Source organism: Brucella rhizosphaerae (assembly GCF_002252475.1).
Taxonomy (GTDB): Bacteria; Pseudomonadota; Alphaproteobacteria; order Rhizobiales; family Rhizobiaceae; genus Brucella; species Brucella rhizosphaerae.
Genome location: NZ_NNRK01000011.1, coordinates 16,319 through 33,696 on the forward strand (window position 1 = coordinate 16,319; position 17,378 = coordinate 33,696).

The following is a 17,378-nucleotide window of genomic DNA, read 5'->3' on the forward strand; positions in this document are numbered from 1 at the left end:
GGGATGGCTGGTGCTGGAGCGCAAACTGATCATACTTGCCCGAAAGCGCGTATGAAAAAACCACAAGGAGAGCCGCGTGAAGGGGAATAACGTATTTGCTTTGCGACATATCTGGTTGCATGCATTTGTTCTGCTAATCATTTCTATTTCAGAACTGATTGGCATCCAGAAATTATCCATCGGTATTGGTGCCGTCATCTTTTTGCCTATGCTTTACGCATTTGCTTTGGGTGTCGTCTTCAATCCCAATATTCTTAAGGCAACTGGCAAAGTCCTGAAATCGGATTCGGTCAAGCTTTCCGGTACAATGATCACCATTGCCATTATGCCGTTTATTGCCAAATTTGGTACGACGGTTGGCCCGCAGATTGATAATATCATTGCGGCCGGTCCTGCTCTTGTTTTGCAGGAAATTGGCAACCTGGGCACGATTGCACTGGCCTTCCCGATAGCTGTCTTTGTGCTGCGTATGGGACGTGAAACTGTCGGCGCTACCTATTCCATCGACCGTGAGCCAAATCTGGCTTTGATTGCCGATAAGTATGGTCTTGATAGCCCTGAAGGTGCTGGCGTGATGGGCGTTTATGCGACCGGAACCCTGATTGGCACGTTTGTTTTTGCACTACTGCCGCCTATTATTCACAGTTTCGGACTGTTTGATTTCCGCGCGCTTGCCATGTCATGCGGCGTTGGCTCAGGCAGTATGCTCGCCGCCTGTACCGGCGGGTTAGTCAGCGTTATTCCGGAACAAAAGGATCTGATTCTGGCGTTGGCTGCGGCCAGCAATATTCTCACTTATGCGACAGGCCTTTATGTCGGTTTGTTCGTGGCGCTGCCTTTGACGGAATGGCTCTATAAGAAGTGCCGTCCTGAAGAATATCGCGACGCTGCGTAAGGGGATGATGAGATGACTTCCAATTCCATGAAAAACAAAATCGACACTCTGACCTTGTCCGTTGAGGCGACAGATGAGCGTAAGATCGATATTGTCGAAAATGCCTTACTGCTGATAATCGCCTGTTTTCTCGGACTTGTTGCCAATTGGATTGGCACAGGCGTTACGCCTGTACAGGCATTGCCTGGCATGGCGGTGCTTTATGCGGCCTCCATCTTCGGTTTGATGCTGGCTCGTTTTATGCCGTTTTATCTGCCAAGCGTGGCATGGGTGTCGCTGATTGCCATCATCGTCACCATTCCGGGCGTGCCGGGATCAGATTATGTGGTAGCCAAAGTTGCCGACCTCAACTTCCTGGCACTGGCGACACCAGCGCTTGCCTATGGCGGTTTGGCACTCACACGCAACGAGTTTGAGATTGCCCGCCGTTCGGGTTGGAAAATCGTTATTGTTGCCATCTGCGTGATGATCGGTACCTATCTCGGCTCGGTCATTGTCGCTGATCTGATGTTGCGTGTCACTGGTTAAACAAGTGTCGGGGCAGGTCAAGAACCTGCCCCGATCCGATTTATCATATAGGGAATAATCATATGGCTGTTCTTCTGACAGAAGCCGATATCGCGGAAGCACTGGCATGGCGGCATGATCTGCACCGCCATCCCGAATTGAGCTTCGAGGAAAATCGAACAGCCGGATTTATTGCTGAAAAGCTTATGCAATGGGGCTTTGCCGTCAGGACAGGTTATGCCCGAACGGGTGTTATTGGTAGCTTGACGCGTGGGTCGTCCAAGCGTGCCATCGGGATCCGGGCTGATATGGATGCGCTGCCGATTGCTGAAAAGAGTGGCGTACCCTACGCCTCGCAGACAGCGGGAAAGATGCACGCCTGTGGTCATGATGGCCATGTGACGATGGCTCTTGCTGCGGCGAAGGCTGTCAGCCAGATGGAGTTCGACGGAACAGTACATTTCATCTTTCAGCCCGCTGAGGAAAATGAAGGCGGCGGTCGTGAAATGGTGCAAGAAGGACTGTTCACGGATTTCCCCGTTGACGCAATTTATGGTTTGCATAACTGGCCCGCACTTGATGTCGGCACGTGCGTAGCGCGTGATGACGCGATGATGGCAGCGTTTGGCACGTTCGAGATCGAAGTCACGGGCAAAGGTGCTCATGGGGCAATGCCGCATGAAGGTGCCGACCCAGTGGTTGCGACAGCGCAGATCGTCACCGCTTTGCAGACCATTGCCAGCCGCAATGTATCACCGCTTGAATCCGCAGTCGTTTCAGTGACGCAGATACATGGTGGTGATGCGTGGAATGTTATTCCCGAGACCATGATTGTCCGTGGGACAACGCGCTGGTTTTCGCCTGAAGTCGGCTTAACGATTTCTCAGCGTATGCAAGCGTTGGCAGCGTCGATTGCCGAAGGCTTTGGCTGTACGGCGAAGATCATTTATGAAGAGCGCTATCCATCGACAATCAATGCGGCGGAGAATGCCCGCAAGATACGCGAACTGGCGGCGTCCCCTGATCTCGGTCTGAAGGTGTTGGACGTGGCACCAAGCATGGCTGCGGAAGATTTCGCTTTCATGTTGCAAGAAAGGCCAGGCTGCTATTTCTGGCTCGGCAGTCGCCGCGATGGCGATAACCCGGGCCTGCATTCGCCATATTACGATTTCAATGATGCGCTTTTGCCTATCGGCGCTAATTTCTGGATAAAGCTGGTCGCAACCGAACTGACCGCTTAGTAAGGATCGAGTTGACCAGCGGTGCTCGCTGAGCAACATATCGGCATGGAAACGCTTGACGCTAAAGAATTACGTATGTTCATGGCAGTGGTCCGGATCGGTTCGATCCGGGGTGCCGCTGAACACATGAATGTCGCACCCTCGGTGGTAAGCCGCCAGATTGCAGATACAGAACGCAATATCGGTTTATCGTTGTTTGAGCGCAACGCGCGCGGCATGGCTTTGACCGAAGCAGGTGAACTGGTTCTGGAGCATAGCAGGCGCATTCTTGAAGAAAGCAGTCTGCTCACGGAGCAGTTAGGGCTCCTCAAAGGTGTTCAACAGCGACGTGTCCGTATTCTGTGCGGGGAGGGTTTTCTGGCCGACGTGCTCCAGCACGGGCTTGGTTCTTTTGTAAAAGTTTATCCCGATGTGCAGTATGACCTCCAATTGGGCAGCACCGAGAGTGTTCTCGACGGCATTGCCAATGGCGATGCGGATATTGGTATCGCCTATAATCCGCTGATGGATACGCGCGTTCGTTCGCTGGCTATTTCTCGCCAGCCGCTGTGTGTCGTGACCCCGCCTGACCACCCATTACTGATAAAAGATCGATTGGAACTCGCTGATTGTGCGGGCATGCCCAATGCGCTTTTGCGCGCCGGGCATGGCATCACGCAGTTGGTTACGCGTGTTGCAGCAGATGGTGGTTTTGCCAATGCCCCATTGGTGGAAACAACATCGATCGATGTGCTGCGGCGGTTTGTTATTGCCGGTCTGGGCATATCCTTTTTACCTCGCTTTGCCGTTTCTACTGAGCTTGCTCGTGGTGCGGTCGGGGTGCGTGAATTGTCAGATCCGCCTTTGGCCGAGGCGAGCGCACATTTGATGGTACGCGCACGTCGCCGCTTGCCGCTGTCGGTTGAACGCCTCAGCGGGTTCCTTGCTGGTAGCATGGCGGCGTTCAGGTAAGCTCCTTTTCGACTGTTGCTGGATGTGGGACGCTGCGTTGTCTGCAATCCGGCTATGCGCTGCCCCCCATAGGTGCGAGCTTTCCTTCATTGAATTCTGACTGGGCTTCGGCCGGTATAATGAAAATGGAGATGCGGAATGTCGCTACAGGGAAAACCAGTGATTGGCGTTGTTGGGCTTGGCAGTATGGGCCTTGGCATGGCGCAGACACTTGCGTCCAAAGGCTTGACGACGCTAGGTTTTGATCTGTCTGCGGAGCGTAAGGCTCTGGCGGAGAAGGCAGGCGTAACGCCGTCTGACACGCTCGACCTCTTGTTTGAGAAGTCCAACTTCCTTGTTTTCTCCCTGCCGACAGCACGTGACGTTGAAAACGTCGTCAACGCGCATAGCCATCTTCTGGAAAGTTCGGAGCGCGGCCGTGTAATCATCATCGACACTTCCACATCTGAACCAGATGTAAGCCGTGCGCTCGCGGCCAAGCTCGATGCTATGGGACATGGTTTCCTTGATGCGCCTGTCAGCGGCGGTCCGGCTGGTGCGGCCGCGGGTAAACTGACCATGATGATTGGCGGTAGTGATGCCGATCTGGCGCTTGCGCAGCCCGTTATCGAAACCCTGGCGGCCAAAGCTCTGCATGTCGGCCCAAGTGGCGCGGGTAATGTTGCAAAGCTTGTCAATAATTTGCTCGCGGCGGCCCATATGGTGACCACCAGTGAAGGACTGAAACTGGCGCTTGCTGCGGGAATAAGCCCCGAATCCGCATTGCGTGTTCTCAATGCCGCTTCCGGCAAGTCGATGATTAGCGAAGTCCACTTCCCGACCTGGGTAATGAACGACCGGTTCGACAGCGGTTTCTCGATGGGGCTGATGCGCAAAGATGTTCGTCTTGCCCAGGAAATGGCTGAGCGCACTGGTGCAGAAAACCCGCTGACGTCGGTTGTGGCCAAGCTATGGGCCGGTGCCGAACATCTCAAAGACAGCGATGATTTCACCCGAATGGGTGCGTTTCAGCCTGAATCCTCCAAATAAAGAGCACTATAATGACCCACCCAATTGATCCACAGGCACAGGCCGCGCGCATCTCCGAGATTTTCAAAGGCTTTTTTCCGAAAGGCGAAATCGGTAGCTTTGTAAACGGTGAGATCGTTACAGGCAGCGGTGCTGATCAGAACTTGACCGATCCTGCGACTGGTAAGGTTTTTGCTTCCTTCAAGGATGCGGACCAATCAATCATCGATGCTGCGATGGACAGCGCTTCCCGCGCCCAGAAAGAATGGATGTCGTTAACGGCATCAGCGCGCGGTCGTGTGATGAATGAAATCGCCCGGCGTATTCGTGAACACGCTCCGTTGATCGCCGAAATCGAAAGCCGTTCAGCAGGCCGACCGATCCGCGACATTCGTGGCGAGGCCGTTCGCGTCGCCGAAATGTTTGAATATTATGCGGGCTGGTGTGACAAGCTTTACGGTGACGTTATTCCCGTGCCGAGCAGCCATCTCAATTACACTCGTCACGAGCCGATCGGTGTTGTTACGCAGATAACACCATGGAACGCGCCACTTTTCACCGGCGGTTGGCAGATTGCACCGGCAATCTGTGCAGGGAATGGCGTGGTAATCAAACCGTCCGAACTAACGCCGCTTTCTACATTGATCCTCGGACTCATGTGCGAGCAGGGCGGTGCACCGCGCGGTCTGGTCAATGTTATTGCGGGACAGGGACCGACTGCCGGTCAGGCTGCGGTTTCGCACCCGCGCACCGGGCTGGTGGTTTTTGTTGGTTCAGCACAGGCAGGCTCAGCGATTGCAGCCACGGCTGCCAGGAATGTAGTGCCTTGCATTCTCGAACTGGGCGGTAAATCCGGCAATATCGTATTTCCTGATGCCAATATCGAACGCGCAATTATTGGCGCACAGTCAGCAATCTTCAGCGGCGCCGGACAGAGCTGTGTTTCAGGCTCACGATTGCTGGTACATCGCTCTATCCATCAGCAGTTCGTGGAGCGTTATGCCGATGCTGCAAACCATATAGTTGTTGGCAATCCCTATGACGACAATTCGCATATAGGCCCGATCAACAATGCACGCCAATGGTCAAAAATCGATCAGATGGTGCGTGAGGGCGTAGCCGATGGCGCTGTTCTTGCGGCCGGCGGCAAAAAGCCGGAGCACCTGGAGGAAACAGGCGGTTATTATTACGCGCCGACGATCCTTGATAACGTCGAACCGGCGATGACCATCGCGAAAGAAGAAGTGTTTGGTCCTGTTGTTGCCGTGATGGCTTTCGACGATGAAGCTGAAGCGATTGCCCTTGCCAATGACAACCCCTACGGGCTGGCTGGTGCTGTGTGGACCGAAAATGTGGCCCGCGCTCATCGTGTCGCTGCAAATGTGCGGGCAGGTACCTTCTGGATCAATGGCTATAAAACCATTTCGGTCATGTCTCCGTTCGGCGGCTTCGGACGCAGTGGTTATGGACGCTCCAGTGGTAAGGATGCTCTGATGGCCTACACGCAGGCCAAGAGCATCTGGGTGGAAACAGCCGAAAGCCCCGCCGTGACTTTTGGCTATTCGCCAGAAGTGTAAGCTATCCACGGGCAGAGCAATAAATGCAAATCCCCGCATAAAGTGCGGGGATTTTTTTGCCCAAAATTCAAGTGCGCACGGTTAACCGATAAAGTCCCTCGCAAAGCTTTCAGCGATGGCCAATATGGCCGCATGGATAGGTCCAGCGGTCAGACTGGGTAAGACAGAGCCATCAACCACATACAGATTATCCAAACCGCGCAGTCGCAGATCAGAATCCACAACGGCAGTTTCATCCTTACCCATGCGGCAGGTGCCTGACGGATGGTGATGTGTTATCGCTGCTTTGGCAATGAAAGCGTCGATTTCGCTGTTGGTGTTAAGCGGACCCGGCAATATTTCATGATCGCGCCATTCGTCGAGCTCAGACCTGTGCCCAATTTCACGCGCTGCTTTGAGGGCGGAACGAAACAACGCTCGGTCGTTTTCTGTTTGCAAATAGCGAGGGTCTATCAGCAGAGGATCGTTGGGCTGTGTGCCGGTAATGCGGATTTCGCCACGGCTTGTTGGATGCGTCACTCCAAACAGGAAGGAATAGGCGCTCCCCGGAGCAGGCGCTGCAAAACTCTCCGAGACGATAGGAGCTACTCCGCAGCCAACAACGATTTCGGGTTGACCATTGGCGGAGAAATCGTCTGCGCGCATGTAGGCCATGCTTTCCGAATGTTGCAGCCGGGATGGCGCTAGATGTTTTCGGGTGGCATAAATATTTCCAGCCCCCAACAGATGATCCATCAGATTGAGGCCGAGTTCAGGCGATTGGATACGGCAGGCGACACCGGCTTCGCGCAGCACGTCTTCACGACCGATTCCCGAACGCATAAGAAGTGCGGGGCTTTCCACTGATCCGGCGCAGAGGATTATCTGGTCGGCGGTGATTTTCATGTTGCCGGTTGGTCCAGCAATTTCGAGCGCTGTAACGTGTGATTTATTCAGTTCCAGAGAGCGTGTTAATGCGTTCGTCATGATCGTGAGGTTGGGACGAGACCGCACGGCTGGCGTTAGCCACGCTTCAGCGACCGTCACACGACGTCCATCGCGGATCATCAGCGAATTGGGTGTGACGCCGATCATCTGACCAGTATTGTGACCGGGAATGTGGGGCAGACCAAGAGCAGCTCCGGCCTCGATGAAGGATCGTGCTAAAGAGCTGACCTCTTCATCAGGGATATAGATAGGCATGGGGCCGTTTTCGCCATGGATGCCATCGCCGCCAAGCGAATGGTTCTCGATGGCCCTAAATGCCGACTGCAATCCTTCCCAGCTCCAACGTTCGTCACCAGTCGCTTCTGCCCATGCAGCAAAATCAGCGGGATGGCCGCGCATGTAGCCCATGGCATGCAGCAGGCTTGAACCACCCAACCCCTTACCGCGCGCCCAGGAGTGTATACGCCCTGCCGTTCCCGGCTGTGGGGTGGTCTGATAGTCCCAATCATAGCTGCGATGCTGGATTGCAGGCCACATTGCCGGTTTCCAAATATCCGGATCTGTCGGTTCGCCACCGGCTTCGATCAGCACCACTTTGCGCGACTGATCTTCGCTCAGGCGTGCTGCAAGAAGGGCACCGGCAGAGCCGGCACCAATGATTGCCACATCATATTGTGCCATCGGTTTACTTCTGATCTTCGGGGATAACCGCGCCTTCCAGCGTCATGACTTCGCCATCGAGCGAAACCGAGCAATTGCGCAGCGGAATATCGAGATGGCAGGGCGTATCGCGATCACCACCGGCTTCCGTATTCGGACCCGACGACCAAAGGAAATTACCTGCAAAAGAGCGTGCGTCCATACCCAATTGTGCTTCCGGATTATAGAGGCCCAGAACGGTCCAATTGGCACGGTTCTCAAGTCCCCAGCCGACATGCGCCATGGCATAGGCCCGTGGATCGTTGAAGCTTTCCATAAACTTGCGCATGAATTCGGCGTCATAGCCGCCCTTGATATCGACGATGAAGCCTTTCTCAATGGTAACGGTGATTGGAGCGCGAGCGTATTTTTTGAACGGCAGCAGAATATCACCTTCATCAATGACGATTGTGCCCTCTGCACTGCCTTCATCCGGCCAACGGGCGGAGAAGCAGCTTGGCCAATGATCCCAGCGACCCGGCTCATCAGCAAGGCCGTATTGGGTGAGAACCGGATATTGACCAAGGCGGCAGCGGAAATCCGTGCCTGCCTTTGAGGTCACGTGCATTTCTTTTGCTGCGCCAATTTTCTTCGCCGCAGCCAGAACGCGTAACTTATCCTCCGGGCGTGGTATCTGACGCATCATGATTGCAGGTGGCTCAACCGCCAAAAGCATGCGCGTGCCGGTTTTGAGCACCTGTTCCTGCTCTTTGGAAAACAGAAGCTGCAATGTGTCGATGACCATGTCGGACGCTTTGAGACAGGCAAGCGCCGCCGAGTTTCCATCCAGCGGGGTCTTGCCGATATAGCCTGATTTGTCTGGTGAGATTGCCTTATCGCTGTTAACGGGCGCCAGGTTCAGTTCGGTGACAACGGCCCCAAGGTCGGAAGCTGCAAGCTTGGCAATATAGGCAATCTGCTTGTTGCTGTCGTCACTTGTCAGGATCGTTACCTGCTCGCCTGCTTTCAGGTTGCACATTTCGAGCACCTGTCTCCAGCCCTTCAAGAACTGTGCGTCACTGATAGACATGATAATACCTCCGTTGGGCGTTGCCCGTTTGTGTCGGCCGCGTCCAGAAGAGCTTCGGTTTTGATCGACGCGCTCTTTCTGATTGGTTATCTTGGACGCAGTCAGTTCCCTCTGATGTGGATGTTTCTATAGCGCGGTCTGGTTGGCCAGCGTGAAGAAATTACGGTTGTAATGAAGCAGCGGCGATGTCTCGGGGCCAAAGCGGATAGCCTTTACCTGACCAATGAAAATCGAATGGCTGTCGGTCTCGGATACGGACGCGATTTCACAGTCGAGATTAGCCATCGCATGGTCAAGGGCTGGTGCTCCAGTGACAAGACGTGTCCAGCCATAAGGCGCAAATTTGTCTTCGCCCATTTCACCGATCTGGCCTGCGAAACGCATGGCGATTTCACGCTGACCATCTGCGAGAATGTTGACACAGAAATTCCCGGCAACAGTAATTGCTCTGTGGGCTTCACCGAAACGATTGACACAGACAAGCATCGAAGGCGGTGTGATTGACATCGAACAGACTGCTGTTGCGGTTAGTCCGCGTCGGGTTTCGCCTTCTCCGGCAGTAATAATATTGACTGTCGCTGCAAGCTGGCGCATCGCTGTGCGAAAATCATCGGTTAACTGATCGATGGGGGGCTGTGTCACAGAGTGCCTCCTTTTGCAGCGATTGCTGTTTCCAAAAACAGTGCGGCGGCGGCAAGACGATGATCTGCGCCACGCGCACCAACCAGTTGAACGCCAACTGGCAAGCCTTTTGGCCCTTTGGATACGGGCAGACAGATCAACGGCACCTGCAACACGCTCCACAGACGGTTGTAGATTGGATCACCTGTTGCCATGCCCTCCGGCGCTTCCCCGGGAGCGGCGAGCGTAAGGACTGCGTCGAAGCGTGAAAGGATTGCATCCATTAAGTGGCGAATACCCGGAATTTCGGCCATCGCAGCCCGATAACGTCGCTCATCGATGCAGCCCTGATCTTCCAGCATATTGCGTGTGACAGACGTCAGTTCCATCCAGTTGTGGCTGATCTCCGATGCAAGCGACTGGGTGACTTCCCAACCCATTACCGCTTCATGCAGGTCGAATATGCCGTCATACCAGGCTGGGGCCGGGATGAGCGTCAATTCAGCGCCTTCGGCTTCGGCGAGGGATGCAAGATGGTTGACCGTCTCAATTGCATAGTCTTCGGCCTTTTCGAGGCGCGTTCCAAGAAGCACGCCAATGCGTGGCCGCGCTGGTGGTGTCAGCGCAGCCAGTTCGGATCGACCACTTAGTGTCGCTACGCAATGAGCCGCATCACCAATGTTACGGGCGATGATCCCAAGCGTATCAAGTCCATGGCAAAGAACCTTGATGCCGACAGTATTGATTGACCCGAAGGTTGGTTTGAATGCGGTCACGCCGCAAAAACTTGCCGGACGAATGACAGAACCGGAGGTTTGGGTTCCGAATGCGAGAGGCACCATCCCGGCGGCAACCGCAGCGCAGGACCCTGATGACGAACCGCCCGGCGTGTGAGCTGGATTGTGCGGGTTGCGGGTCTTGTTGGGACTTGCCATGGCAAGTTCCGTGCTAACCGTTTTGCCTAAAACCAGTCCTCCAGAGTTCTTTGCGATCTGAACTGCTGGCGCATCCCACGGCGGCTGGAACCCTTGATAAATCGTGGTTCCATATCCGGTTGGCATATCAACCGTGTCGATTACGTCTTTCACGCCGATAGGGACACCCGCAAGCGGCCCCGTGACCCCGCTTTTGTCCAGTGTGTCAGCATTGGCGCGGGCTTGTTCAACATTGAGGTGTTGCCACGCCTTGATCGGGCCATCTGTTTCGGCAATGCGTTCCAGATGTGCTTCAGTGACTGCACGGACACTCAGTTGTTGGGCATTAACGGCGGTGGCAATTTCGCGGGCGCTAAGGGCTAGAATTTGTTTATTTTTCATCAGTGTTTTCCTTAGCCGAACAATGCTGGACGACGGTCTATCCAAGGAGCTGCGCGCTCCAGTTCGGCTGCGAGTGCAAAAAGCAAAGCATCGTTTCCGAAAGCTGCGCCCAAATGCGAGCCGATAGGGAGACCGGTTGGGCTCATACCGAGCGGAACAGACATTGCAGGACAGCCGGACGTGTTGAACGCAGCCGTGAAAGGTGAGTGGGACCAGAACAGATCGTAGAATTCATCAAGGCTTTTGCCTCTGCCTGCAAGCTTGCCCAATAGTGGCGCAGGTTCGGCTGCGGCGGGCGTGAGCATGATGTCATATTGGCCGAAAAATTTTGCCATAGACCGCGACGAGGCGTGAAGCTGATTTACAGCCCAAAGATAGCGCGTGCCGGGAGTTGCCAGTGCCTCGCGCACCCATTCCTGATTGACGGGTTCAAGCTTTGCGATGTTCGCCGATGCAGGATCGCCGCCTGTCACACCAAGCGCGACATTGACGCCGACGATAATATGCCATGCCGTTTTAAGCGCCTCAGCATCATAACCAGCATCCGCAACTTCTTCGACATGATGCCCGAGGCTTTCAAGAAGCTTCGCTGTATCTCGAATGCTTTGGATCATTTCAGGTGCGATATGACTGCCATCGGGCGAGGCAAGGATCATTGCAATTTTTAGGCGAGATGGAGCTTTGTCGAGTGCTGCAAGATAGCTGCCGTGTGTTGCAGGCGAAGCCCATGGATCGCCGAGGTCGCTGCCGCCAGAAATCTCCAGCATTGCAGCATTGTCGCGAACTGACCATGTTACTGCGTGAGGTGTCGACATGCCACCGATGGCTTCTGCTGCGGCAGGGCCGACAGGGTTGATCAGCCGTGATGGCTTGAAGCCAAAAAGTCCGCAATGGCTTGCGGGAAGGCGGGTTGATCCGGCACCATCTGAGCTATTGGCAAGCGGAACCATGCCGCTTGCAACGGCAGCAGTGGAGCCGCCCGATGATCCACCAGCGCTGCGGCTCAAATCCCATGGATTGCGGGTGGGGCCGAAAGCTTCAGACTCCGTTGTGAAGCTCAATGCAAATTCGGGCGTATTGGATTTCCCTACAATCACCATGCCTGCCGCTTTGTAGCGTGCGGTAATCGTGGAATCGCGCTTGCTCACTGCATTGCGCAGTAATTCAGAGCCGCTGGACAGAAGCATTCCCTCGGCTTCAAACCCTGTGTTCTTGAGCAGCATAGGCACGCCCGAAAGCGGGCTTTTCTTTAAACCATTGGCGATTTGTTGCCGGGCAAGGTCAAAATGCGCATGCACCACGGCATTGAGTTGCGGATTGAGCCGCTCTATTCGTTCGATGGTCGTATCGAGTACTTCGCCTGCACTGATCTCGCCTTTGGAAATCAGTTCGGAAATTGCGAGGCCGTCTTTTCTTGCCAGATCGTCCATCGTCTCAACTCATCTGCGCTTTAAAGAGATCAAGGTCCCACATATCTTTTGTGCCGGACAGAAGCCCATCCCTGATTTCAAAAATATGCAGACCGTCGAGGATGATTTTGCGAGGCATTATGTTCTCGCCGCGCGGGGTGAAGGTTCCTGTCATATGGTAGGGGACGGCAACCTGAGTGCCTGCACGGATATAGCCACGTCTTTCCCATGCTACATCTGGCAGCATGCGCCAGAAGCCAATCAGCCCTTCCGCCAGTGCGGCATGGCCTTCGCGACGTTTCGCCATGGCTACTTCTTCATGCCAGCCATCGGCATGATAAAGTGACACGGCTTTGTCCGCATCGCGCGATGCATAGGCATCATAAAAGCGGTCGATGAGCGTGGCGTGATCCATCGCAATCTCCAACAAGTCCCGATACTAAGAACCCCGCCCGATTTGCACCGGACGGGGCAGCGGGGTTCATTCGATGCCGGCGATTTTCTTCACCTGAGCAACGTAACCGTCTCGCTTGACTTCATTATAAAGTCTGGCGCGAAGAGCGGGCGCTGGTGTAGCGTTGACGTTTTCGAACAAGGCCACACGACCAGCCAGAGAACCGGACGTCATATCCCAGATGAAATTCATCAGCTGTTCTTTGACCATGGCCGAAACGCCGTGTCCGGGAAGCAACTCGTGCAGGAAGTGGCCAACTTCAGGATTGTCGAAGGCTTTCTTGCCAAAGCGCATGACCAGACCCTGGCCACACAATTCCTGCAGGATATGAATGATCTTCGGATAGTTTTCGATGGAGTAGAGACGACCGGCGGTCAACATGCCGACATCGGGACGCATGACGTCGCCTTCTGTTGGCACCGCCAATGCTTCCGCTGCCGTGACAAATGCGCGAAGCGTCTGGGCATATTCGACCAACTGTCCAAGCATCATCTGGACGGCCGGGATTTTGCCCGTACCCAGATAATCCAGCACCATCTGTCCGGCACCGACAAAAAGCTCTGCCTTGACTGCGAGGCGCGTGAGCACGTGCCAATGTGCGAAGACGCATACAGGCCCGTAATAGCTCATTGCCGTCGGGTCGCCGAGATTGAACAAACGTTCTTTCGGCACGAAGACATTGTCGAATACGATGAACTGATCGGCTTCCTCGCCAAGGCTCGCTACCGGATGATCGAATTTACTCGACAATGGCTGTGAGACCATTTCGCGCGAGATCATCTTGATGCCGGGCGTGTCGATTGGAACCGAACCCCAGATGCAGGCATCTGCCGGTGTTTCCTGAATACCACCAAGATTGGTGAAGAAAATGTCGTTGGCTTGCGCAGCAATCGAGCCTACGGTTTTCGCACCGTAAATATAGACGCCATCTTTCGTCACTTTACGGGCTTTAAGCAGCGATGCTTCGGATGCCTTAGGCGAAGAACGATCAGCCTGCGGTCCGGCAAGGCTTTCAGATGCAGTCAGATTGTTGTTCTGACCATATTCCATGTAGCGTTCGATATTCTCTGCGAAGTCGGGATCAATGCCATCAATGAGAGACTTCTTCTTTTTGAAGGTCGGCAGATAGGCATAAAGACCAACGACGATGGATGGCGCAAGATCCGGTGGACGTCCAAAAGTGCCTGCTGTCTTGAGCGATGTATATTCGATCATCCGACGGCGTGCAGCCAGGTCTTCCCTGGTACGTGGAATCTGCCACGAGCGGCTGAGCACAGCCCCTGCCTTTTCGTCATAATAGGTGGTGGCGTCGGCGTGTTCTTCCGTGAACTGATCGTCGAACATCGATGCGAGAAGATCGATGCCCTTTGCCAGGGCCGGTTCGTCATAAACCGAATTCAGCTTTTGCCCGCCAACCCAGATCTGGCGATTATCTTTGAGAGATTCTTTATACTGTTCGCCGGTTTTCAGCCGGTGCGGCTTACTTACTGGTTTCGTGGCTGTTCCCTGTGTCACTTGGGCCTCCTATTGCAATTGGAATCGCCGGTGTTCCCCGCTTTTATGGAGCGTTTCCGGTTGTAGGTATCAGGCGCTTTCTGCCTTTTCGTCCCGCATCTGACGAATGACTTCGGTAGCAACGCGCATTGAATCGAGCGCGGCGGGAACGCCGCAATAAATGGCTGCCTGAAGAATAACCTCGACGATCTCTTCTTCCGTCACACCATTGTTCAAGGCTCCACGAACATGAATTTTCACTTCATGTGGACGGTTCAATGCTGTCAGCATGGCGAGGTTGAGAAAACTGCGGGTCTTGCGCTCCAGCCCCGGACGGGTCCAGATTTCACCCCAGCACCATTCCGTAACAAGCTTTTGCAGCGGAGCGGTCAGGTCATCGGCCTTGGCAAGGGAAGGCGCAACATAGCCGTCGCCAAGGACCTCGCGTCTGACCTTCAACCCTTTCTGAAATTGTTCACCGGTGAATTCGGGACGAGTCATGCATCTCTCCGTTAAGGTGGGCAGTCCGGCAGCCTTGCTCTCGTTGCTTGGTTGCGATGATTGTGCCGTTCTGATTGTCTCAAGGTTAGACATGTCGGACTTGACCTGTCAATAGATTGTATGACAAGATTACGGTCATACTAAAAATGAAGTCGAACGTGCTTCAGCATACAACGATATAAAATGGGAACATCACGGTGGATCAGGCGGCTGGACTTGATGAAAAAATAACGCCTTTTGAGCTTTATGCATTACGCTACGCCACCCATGAAGGACGGACTGCCAAAGATAATTTTCTTTATGCAGACCCACATGAGTCGGGCGAAAATCTCGATTATTTTATCTGGCTGGCTCGTCGCGATGACGAGGTTTTCGTCATCGATACAGGCTTTGGCCAGGAAGCTGCAGACGCCCGCGGGCGCACCCTTTTGCGCCGCCCTGTGGACGCGCTGGCTTTGCTTGATGTTGATGCACAGCAAGTGCGTCAGGTGATTTTGACACATCTCCACTACGATCACGCTGGTACACTGAGTGATTTTCCGGCAGCACATTTTCATCTTCAGGTCGACGAAGCGGGACACGCCACGGGGCCATACATGTGCGACCCAAAAGCACGCGCTCCTTTCGATGTTGAGAACATCGTGGCTTATGTTCGTAACCTCTATGCCGGAAGAATAGAATTTCATCGCGGCGACAAGGAGCTGGTCTCCGGATTATGGTTGCACGCAATCCCGGGCCATAGTGCAGCTTTGCAGGCGGTGCGCGTTTACACCAAACGCGGATGGGTCGTTCTGGCGTCTGATGCAACGCATTTTTACGCCAATATGGAGCGCGAAAACCCGTTCCCGGTGCTGTTTGACGAAGCAGCTCTCATTCGCGGTTATTCAAGATTGATCGAACTGGCACCCAGCCTGAACCATATCGTGCCCGGGCATGATCCTGCGGTCATGCGTGCCTATAAAGCTCCATCAGAAAAGCTGAACGGCATTGTCGTGCGACTGGATGAAGAGCCTATCCTGCGCTGGGAGGAGCTTGCACGATGACAGTGGGTGCAGGGCGCGGGGTGCTGATTACTGGATCGGCGCTTGGTCTGGGTCTGGAGCTTGCTCGCGTATTCGCAAAGGCAGGTGACCGGGTCTTTCTCACGGATATTTTGTCTGATGTTGACGATGCGGCAACTGCTCTGACTGGTGAAACCGGTCAGCCTGTTGGCGCATTAGCAATCGATCTTTCTCGTGAAGGCGCGGCAGGTGAGCTTGCGGCCGCTGCAAAGGAACATCTGGGCACAATCGATATCCTCATTAACAACGCTGTTATTCGCAAGATGTCGCCAGTGCAGTCGCTGGGAGATTCCGATTGGGATAGGGCGCTGGAGGTCAACCTGTCGGCCCCTTTTCGGTTAATCCGAGCCTGTCTGCCAGACATGCAGGCGTGCGGCTGGGGTCGTATAGTCAATATGGCCTCGGTTTATAGCCTGATTGCGCTTGCCGGACGCGTGGATTACGTCACCACAAAGCACGCAATGATTGGTCTTACGCGTACGGTGGCGCTTGAACTCGCCGCTACATCAATCACCTGCAATGCAATCTGCCCCGGCCTGATGGCAACAGATTCGGCGCTCAGCCGTATCGAAGCGCTGGCTGCCGAAAAGAACATCAGCCGCGAAGAAGCCACGCGGGTTTTCCTAGCCTCCCGTCAGCCGGGTGGCAAATTTATTCCAATGGAGACGGTGACAGCACTTGCGCTGTTCCTTTGCGGTTCTGCCAGCGAGGGCATTAATGGCGCAGCTATCCCGGTAGATAATGGCTGGTCGTTTGCGTGAAAGCTGGACCACGATAACAGGAGAGTGGAATGTCTGAAGTGGGTTTTGTTGGCCTTGGCAATATGGGACGCCCTATGGCGGAGCGTATCATAGGCGCAGGCTACAAGCTTGTCGTCAATGATCGTGCAGAAACAGCCGTTGCAGCAATGGTGGCAGCAGGCGCTGAGGCCTCGGCAAGCCTTGAGGAATTGACGGGGCGGGTCGAAACCATTTTCCTGTCGCTGCCAACACCTGAAGTAGTGCTTGCGGTCGGTCGGTCGATTGCAGCAAATCCGGGCATTGTAAAACGTGTTGTCGATCTTTCGACCACGGGTCCCAAAGCTGAGATGGATCTGGCGGAGATATTGTCAGATGCTGGGATAGCTTTGATTGATAGTCCGGTTTCGGGCGGAGTTGCTGGCGCAAAGAAAGGTACGCTGGCCTTGATGGCCGCAGGCCCATCTGCACATTTTGAGATTGTTCTGCCGATGTTGCTGGCGCTTGGCAAGGTGATCCGTGTTGCGGAAGAGCCGGGCAAAGCGCAGGTCATGAAGCTCATCAATAATATATGCTCGGCGGCGGCACTTGCGATTACATCAGAGGCGATGGTGATGGGTGCGAAAGCTGGGCTTGATGCCGATGTTATGATCGAAGTGCTCAATGCCGGATCAGGCCGTACATCGGCGAGCGTCGACAAGATTCCGCGTTTCGTTCTGCCACGTAGTTTCGATTTTGGCTTCGCCATTGCCTTATCTCTCAAAGATATTCGGCTTTGTCTTGAAGAAGCGGAGCGGCTTGGTGTGCCAATGCTGGTAGGGAATGCCGTGCGGATGCTCTTTTCAATCACCAAAGCCGATTTGGGCCCGGATGCAGACATGACTGCAATTATTCGTCCTTTGGAGCAGTGGGCGAATACTGAAGTGCGTGGCAAGGCTGCTGGCGTATGA

Annotated in this window: 17 protein-coding genes; 9 read left to right on the forward strand and 8 right to left on the reverse strand. The window is 54.4% G+C overall.

All coding sequences use genetic code 11. The features are described 5' to 3' along the window. The first annotated feature begins 76 nt into the window (after window positions 1-76). From CEV32_RS00410 to CEV32_RS00435, 6 genes are all read left to right on the forward strand, one after another. Entirely contained in the window at window positions 77-895 is an 819-nt protein-coding gene (locus CEV32_RS00410; protein ID WP_094573466.1) for a DUF3100 domain-containing protein, read from the forward strand. Window positions 896-907: 12 nt separating this feature from the next. After that, window positions 908-1,423, forward strand: coding sequence for a hypothetical protein (locus CEV32_RS00415; RefSeq protein ID WP_094573467.1), 516 nt, complete (start codon window positions 908-910; stop codon window positions 1,421-1,423). Window positions 1,424-1,485: 62 nt separating this feature from the next. Beyond that, entirely contained in the window at window positions 1,486-2,643 is a 1,158-nt protein-coding gene (locus tag CEV32_RS00420; protein ID WP_094573468.1) for a M20 aminoacylase family protein, read from the forward strand. Between the two features lie 45 nt (window positions 2,644-2,688). Next, window positions 2,689-3,594: a LysR family transcriptional regulator gene (locus CEV32_RS00425; RefSeq protein WP_094573469.1), complete on the forward strand. Its 906-nt coding sequence runs from the start codon at window positions 2,689-2,691 to the stop codon at window positions 3,592-3,594. Between the two features lie 138 nt (window positions 3,595-3,732). Further along, a complete protein-coding gene (locus CEV32_RS00430) occupies window positions 3,733-4,623 on the forward strand; it encodes an NAD(P)-dependent oxidoreductase (RefSeq protein ID WP_094573470.1) in 891 nt (296 codons plus the stop codon). A gap of 11 nt (window positions 4,624-4,634) precedes the next feature. Then, window positions 4,635-6,179: an aldehyde dehydrogenase family protein gene (locus CEV32_RS00435; protein WP_094573471.1), complete on the forward strand. Its 1,545-nt coding sequence runs from the start codon at window positions 4,635-4,637 to the stop codon at window positions 6,177-6,179. 81 nt (window positions 6,180-6,260) lie between these two features. On the opposite strand, the gene CEV32_RS00440 is transcribed toward CEV32_RS00435, so the two are convergent. From CEV32_RS00440 to CEV32_RS00475, 8 genes are all read right to left on the reverse strand, one after another. After that, entirely contained in the window at window positions 6,261-7,787 is a 1,527-nt protein-coding gene (locus tag CEV32_RS00440) for a GMC family oxidoreductase (RefSeq protein ID WP_094573472.1), read from the reverse strand. 4 nt (window positions 7,788-7,791) lie between these two features. Then, window positions 7,792-8,835 (reverse strand): M29 family metallopeptidase, encoded by a 1,044-nt coding sequence (locus CEV32_RS00445; protein ID WP_094573473.1) that lies wholly within the window; start codon window positions 8,833-8,835, stop codon window positions 7,792-7,794. Window positions 8,836-8,961: 126 nt separating this feature from the next. Continuing rightward, window positions 8,962-9,477: a flavin reductase family protein gene (locus CEV32_RS00450; RefSeq protein WP_094573474.1), complete on the reverse strand. Its 516-nt coding sequence runs from the start codon at window positions 9,475-9,477 to the stop codon at window positions 8,962-8,964. After that, a complete protein-coding gene (locus CEV32_RS00455; protein ID WP_094573475.1) occupies window positions 9,474-10,772 on the reverse strand; it encodes an amidase in 1,299 nt (432 codons plus the stop codon). The genes CEV32_RS00450 and CEV32_RS00455 overlap by 4 nt, the downstream gene beginning before the upstream one ends. Window positions 10,773-10,783: 11 nt before the next feature. Beyond that, window positions 10,784-12,202, reverse strand: a complete 1,419-nt coding sequence (locus tag CEV32_RS00460; RefSeq protein WP_094573476.1) for an amidase — start codon at window positions 12,200-12,202, stop codon at window positions 10,784-10,786. Window positions 12,203-12,206: 4 nt separating this feature from the next. Continuing rightward, a complete protein-coding gene (locus tag CEV32_RS00465) occupies window positions 12,207-12,596 on the reverse strand; it encodes a nuclear transport factor 2 family protein (protein ID WP_094573477.1) in 390 nt (129 codons plus the stop codon). Between the two features lie 66 nt (window positions 12,597-12,662). Next, window positions 12,663-14,150 (reverse strand): 4-hydroxyphenylacetate 3-hydroxylase N-terminal domain-containing protein, encoded by a 1,488-nt coding sequence (locus tag CEV32_RS00470; RefSeq protein WP_094573478.1) that lies wholly within the window; start codon window positions 14,148-14,150, stop codon window positions 12,663-12,665. 69 nt (window positions 14,151-14,219) lie between these two features. Further along, window positions 14,220-14,630, reverse strand: a complete 411-nt coding sequence (locus CEV32_RS00475) for a carboxymuconolactone decarboxylase family protein (protein ID WP_094573479.1) — start codon at window positions 14,628-14,630, stop codon at window positions 14,220-14,222. A gap of 197 nt (window positions 14,631-14,827) precedes the next feature. Here CEV32_RS00475 and CEV32_RS00480 point away from each other — a divergent pair, with 197 nt between their 5' ends. The 3 genes from CEV32_RS00480 to CEV32_RS00490 are packed head-to-tail and all read left to right on the forward strand — an operon-like array spanning window position 14,828 to window position 17,378. Then, entirely contained in the window at window positions 14,828-15,673 is an 846-nt protein-coding gene (locus tag CEV32_RS00480) for an N-acyl homoserine lactonase family protein (protein WP_235818672.1), read from the forward strand. Next, window positions 15,670-16,452 (forward strand): SDR family oxidoreductase, encoded by a 783-nt coding sequence (locus CEV32_RS00485; RefSeq protein ID WP_094573480.1) that lies wholly within the window; start codon window positions 15,670-15,672, stop codon window positions 16,450-16,452. The genes CEV32_RS00480 and CEV32_RS00485 overlap by 4 nt, the downstream gene beginning before the upstream one ends. A 29-nt stretch (window positions 16,453-16,481) precedes the next feature. Next, the gene (locus CEV32_RS00490) at window positions 16,482-17,378 is read left to right on the forward strand and encodes an NAD(P)-dependent oxidoreductase (RefSeq protein WP_094573481.1); all 897 of its coding nucleotides are present in this window, start codon (window positions 16,482-16,484) and stop codon (window positions 17,376-17,378) included.

What these genes read in the sequence shown, in the direction of transcription:
- CEV32_RS00415 (WP_094573467.1), top strand. Translation starts at nt 908, where the DNA reads ATGACTTCCAATTCCATGAAAAACAAAATCGACACTCTGACCTTGTCC.
- CEV32_RS00420 (WP_094573468.1), top strand. Translation starts at nt 1,486, where the DNA reads ATGGCTGTTCTTCTGACAGAAGCCGATATCGCGGAAGCACTGGCATGG.
- CEV32_RS00425 (WP_094573469.1), top strand. Translation starts at nt 2,689, where the DNA reads ATGGAAACGCTTGACGCTAAAGAATTACGTATGTTCATGGCAGTGGTC.
- CEV32_RS00430 (WP_094573470.1), top strand. Translation starts at nt 3,733, where the DNA reads ATGTCGCTACAGGGAAAACCAGTGATTGGCGTTGTTGGGCTTGGCAGT.
- CEV32_RS00435 (WP_094573471.1), top strand. Translation starts at nt 4,635, where the DNA reads ATGACCCACCCAATTGATCCACAGGCACAGGCCGCGCGCATCTCCGAG.
- CEV32_RS00440 (WP_094573472.1), bottom strand. Translation starts at nt 7,787, where the DNA reads ATGGCACAATATGATGTGGCAATCATTGGTGCCGGCTCTGCCGGTGCC.
- CEV32_RS00445 (WP_094573473.1), bottom strand. Translation starts at nt 8,835, where the DNA reads ATGTCTATCAGTGACGCACAGTTCTTGAAGGGCTGGAGACAGGTGCTC.
- CEV32_RS00455 (WP_094573475.1), bottom strand. Translation starts at nt 10,772, where the DNA reads ATGAAAAATAAACAAATTCTAGCCCTTAGCGCCCGCGAAATTGCCACC.
- CEV32_RS00460 (WP_094573476.1), bottom strand. Translation starts at nt 12,202, where the DNA reads ATGGACGATCTGGCAAGAAAAGACGGCCTCGCAATTTCCGAACTGATT.
- CEV32_RS00465 (WP_094573477.1), bottom strand. Translation starts at nt 12,596, where the DNA reads ATGGATCACGCCACGCTCATCGACCGCTTTTATGATGCCTATGCATCG.
- CEV32_RS00475 (WP_094573479.1), bottom strand. Translation starts at nt 14,630, where the DNA reads ATGACTCGTCCCGAATTCACCGGTGAACAATTTCAGAAAGGGTTGAAG.
- CEV32_RS00485 (WP_094573480.1), top strand. Translation starts at nt 15,670, where the DNA reads ATGACAGTGGGTGCAGGGCGCGGGGTGCTGATTACTGGATCGGCGCTT.
- CEV32_RS00490 (WP_094573481.1), top strand. Translation starts at nt 16,482, where the DNA reads ATGTCTGAAGTGGGTTTTGTTGGCCTTGGCAATATGGGACGCCCTATG.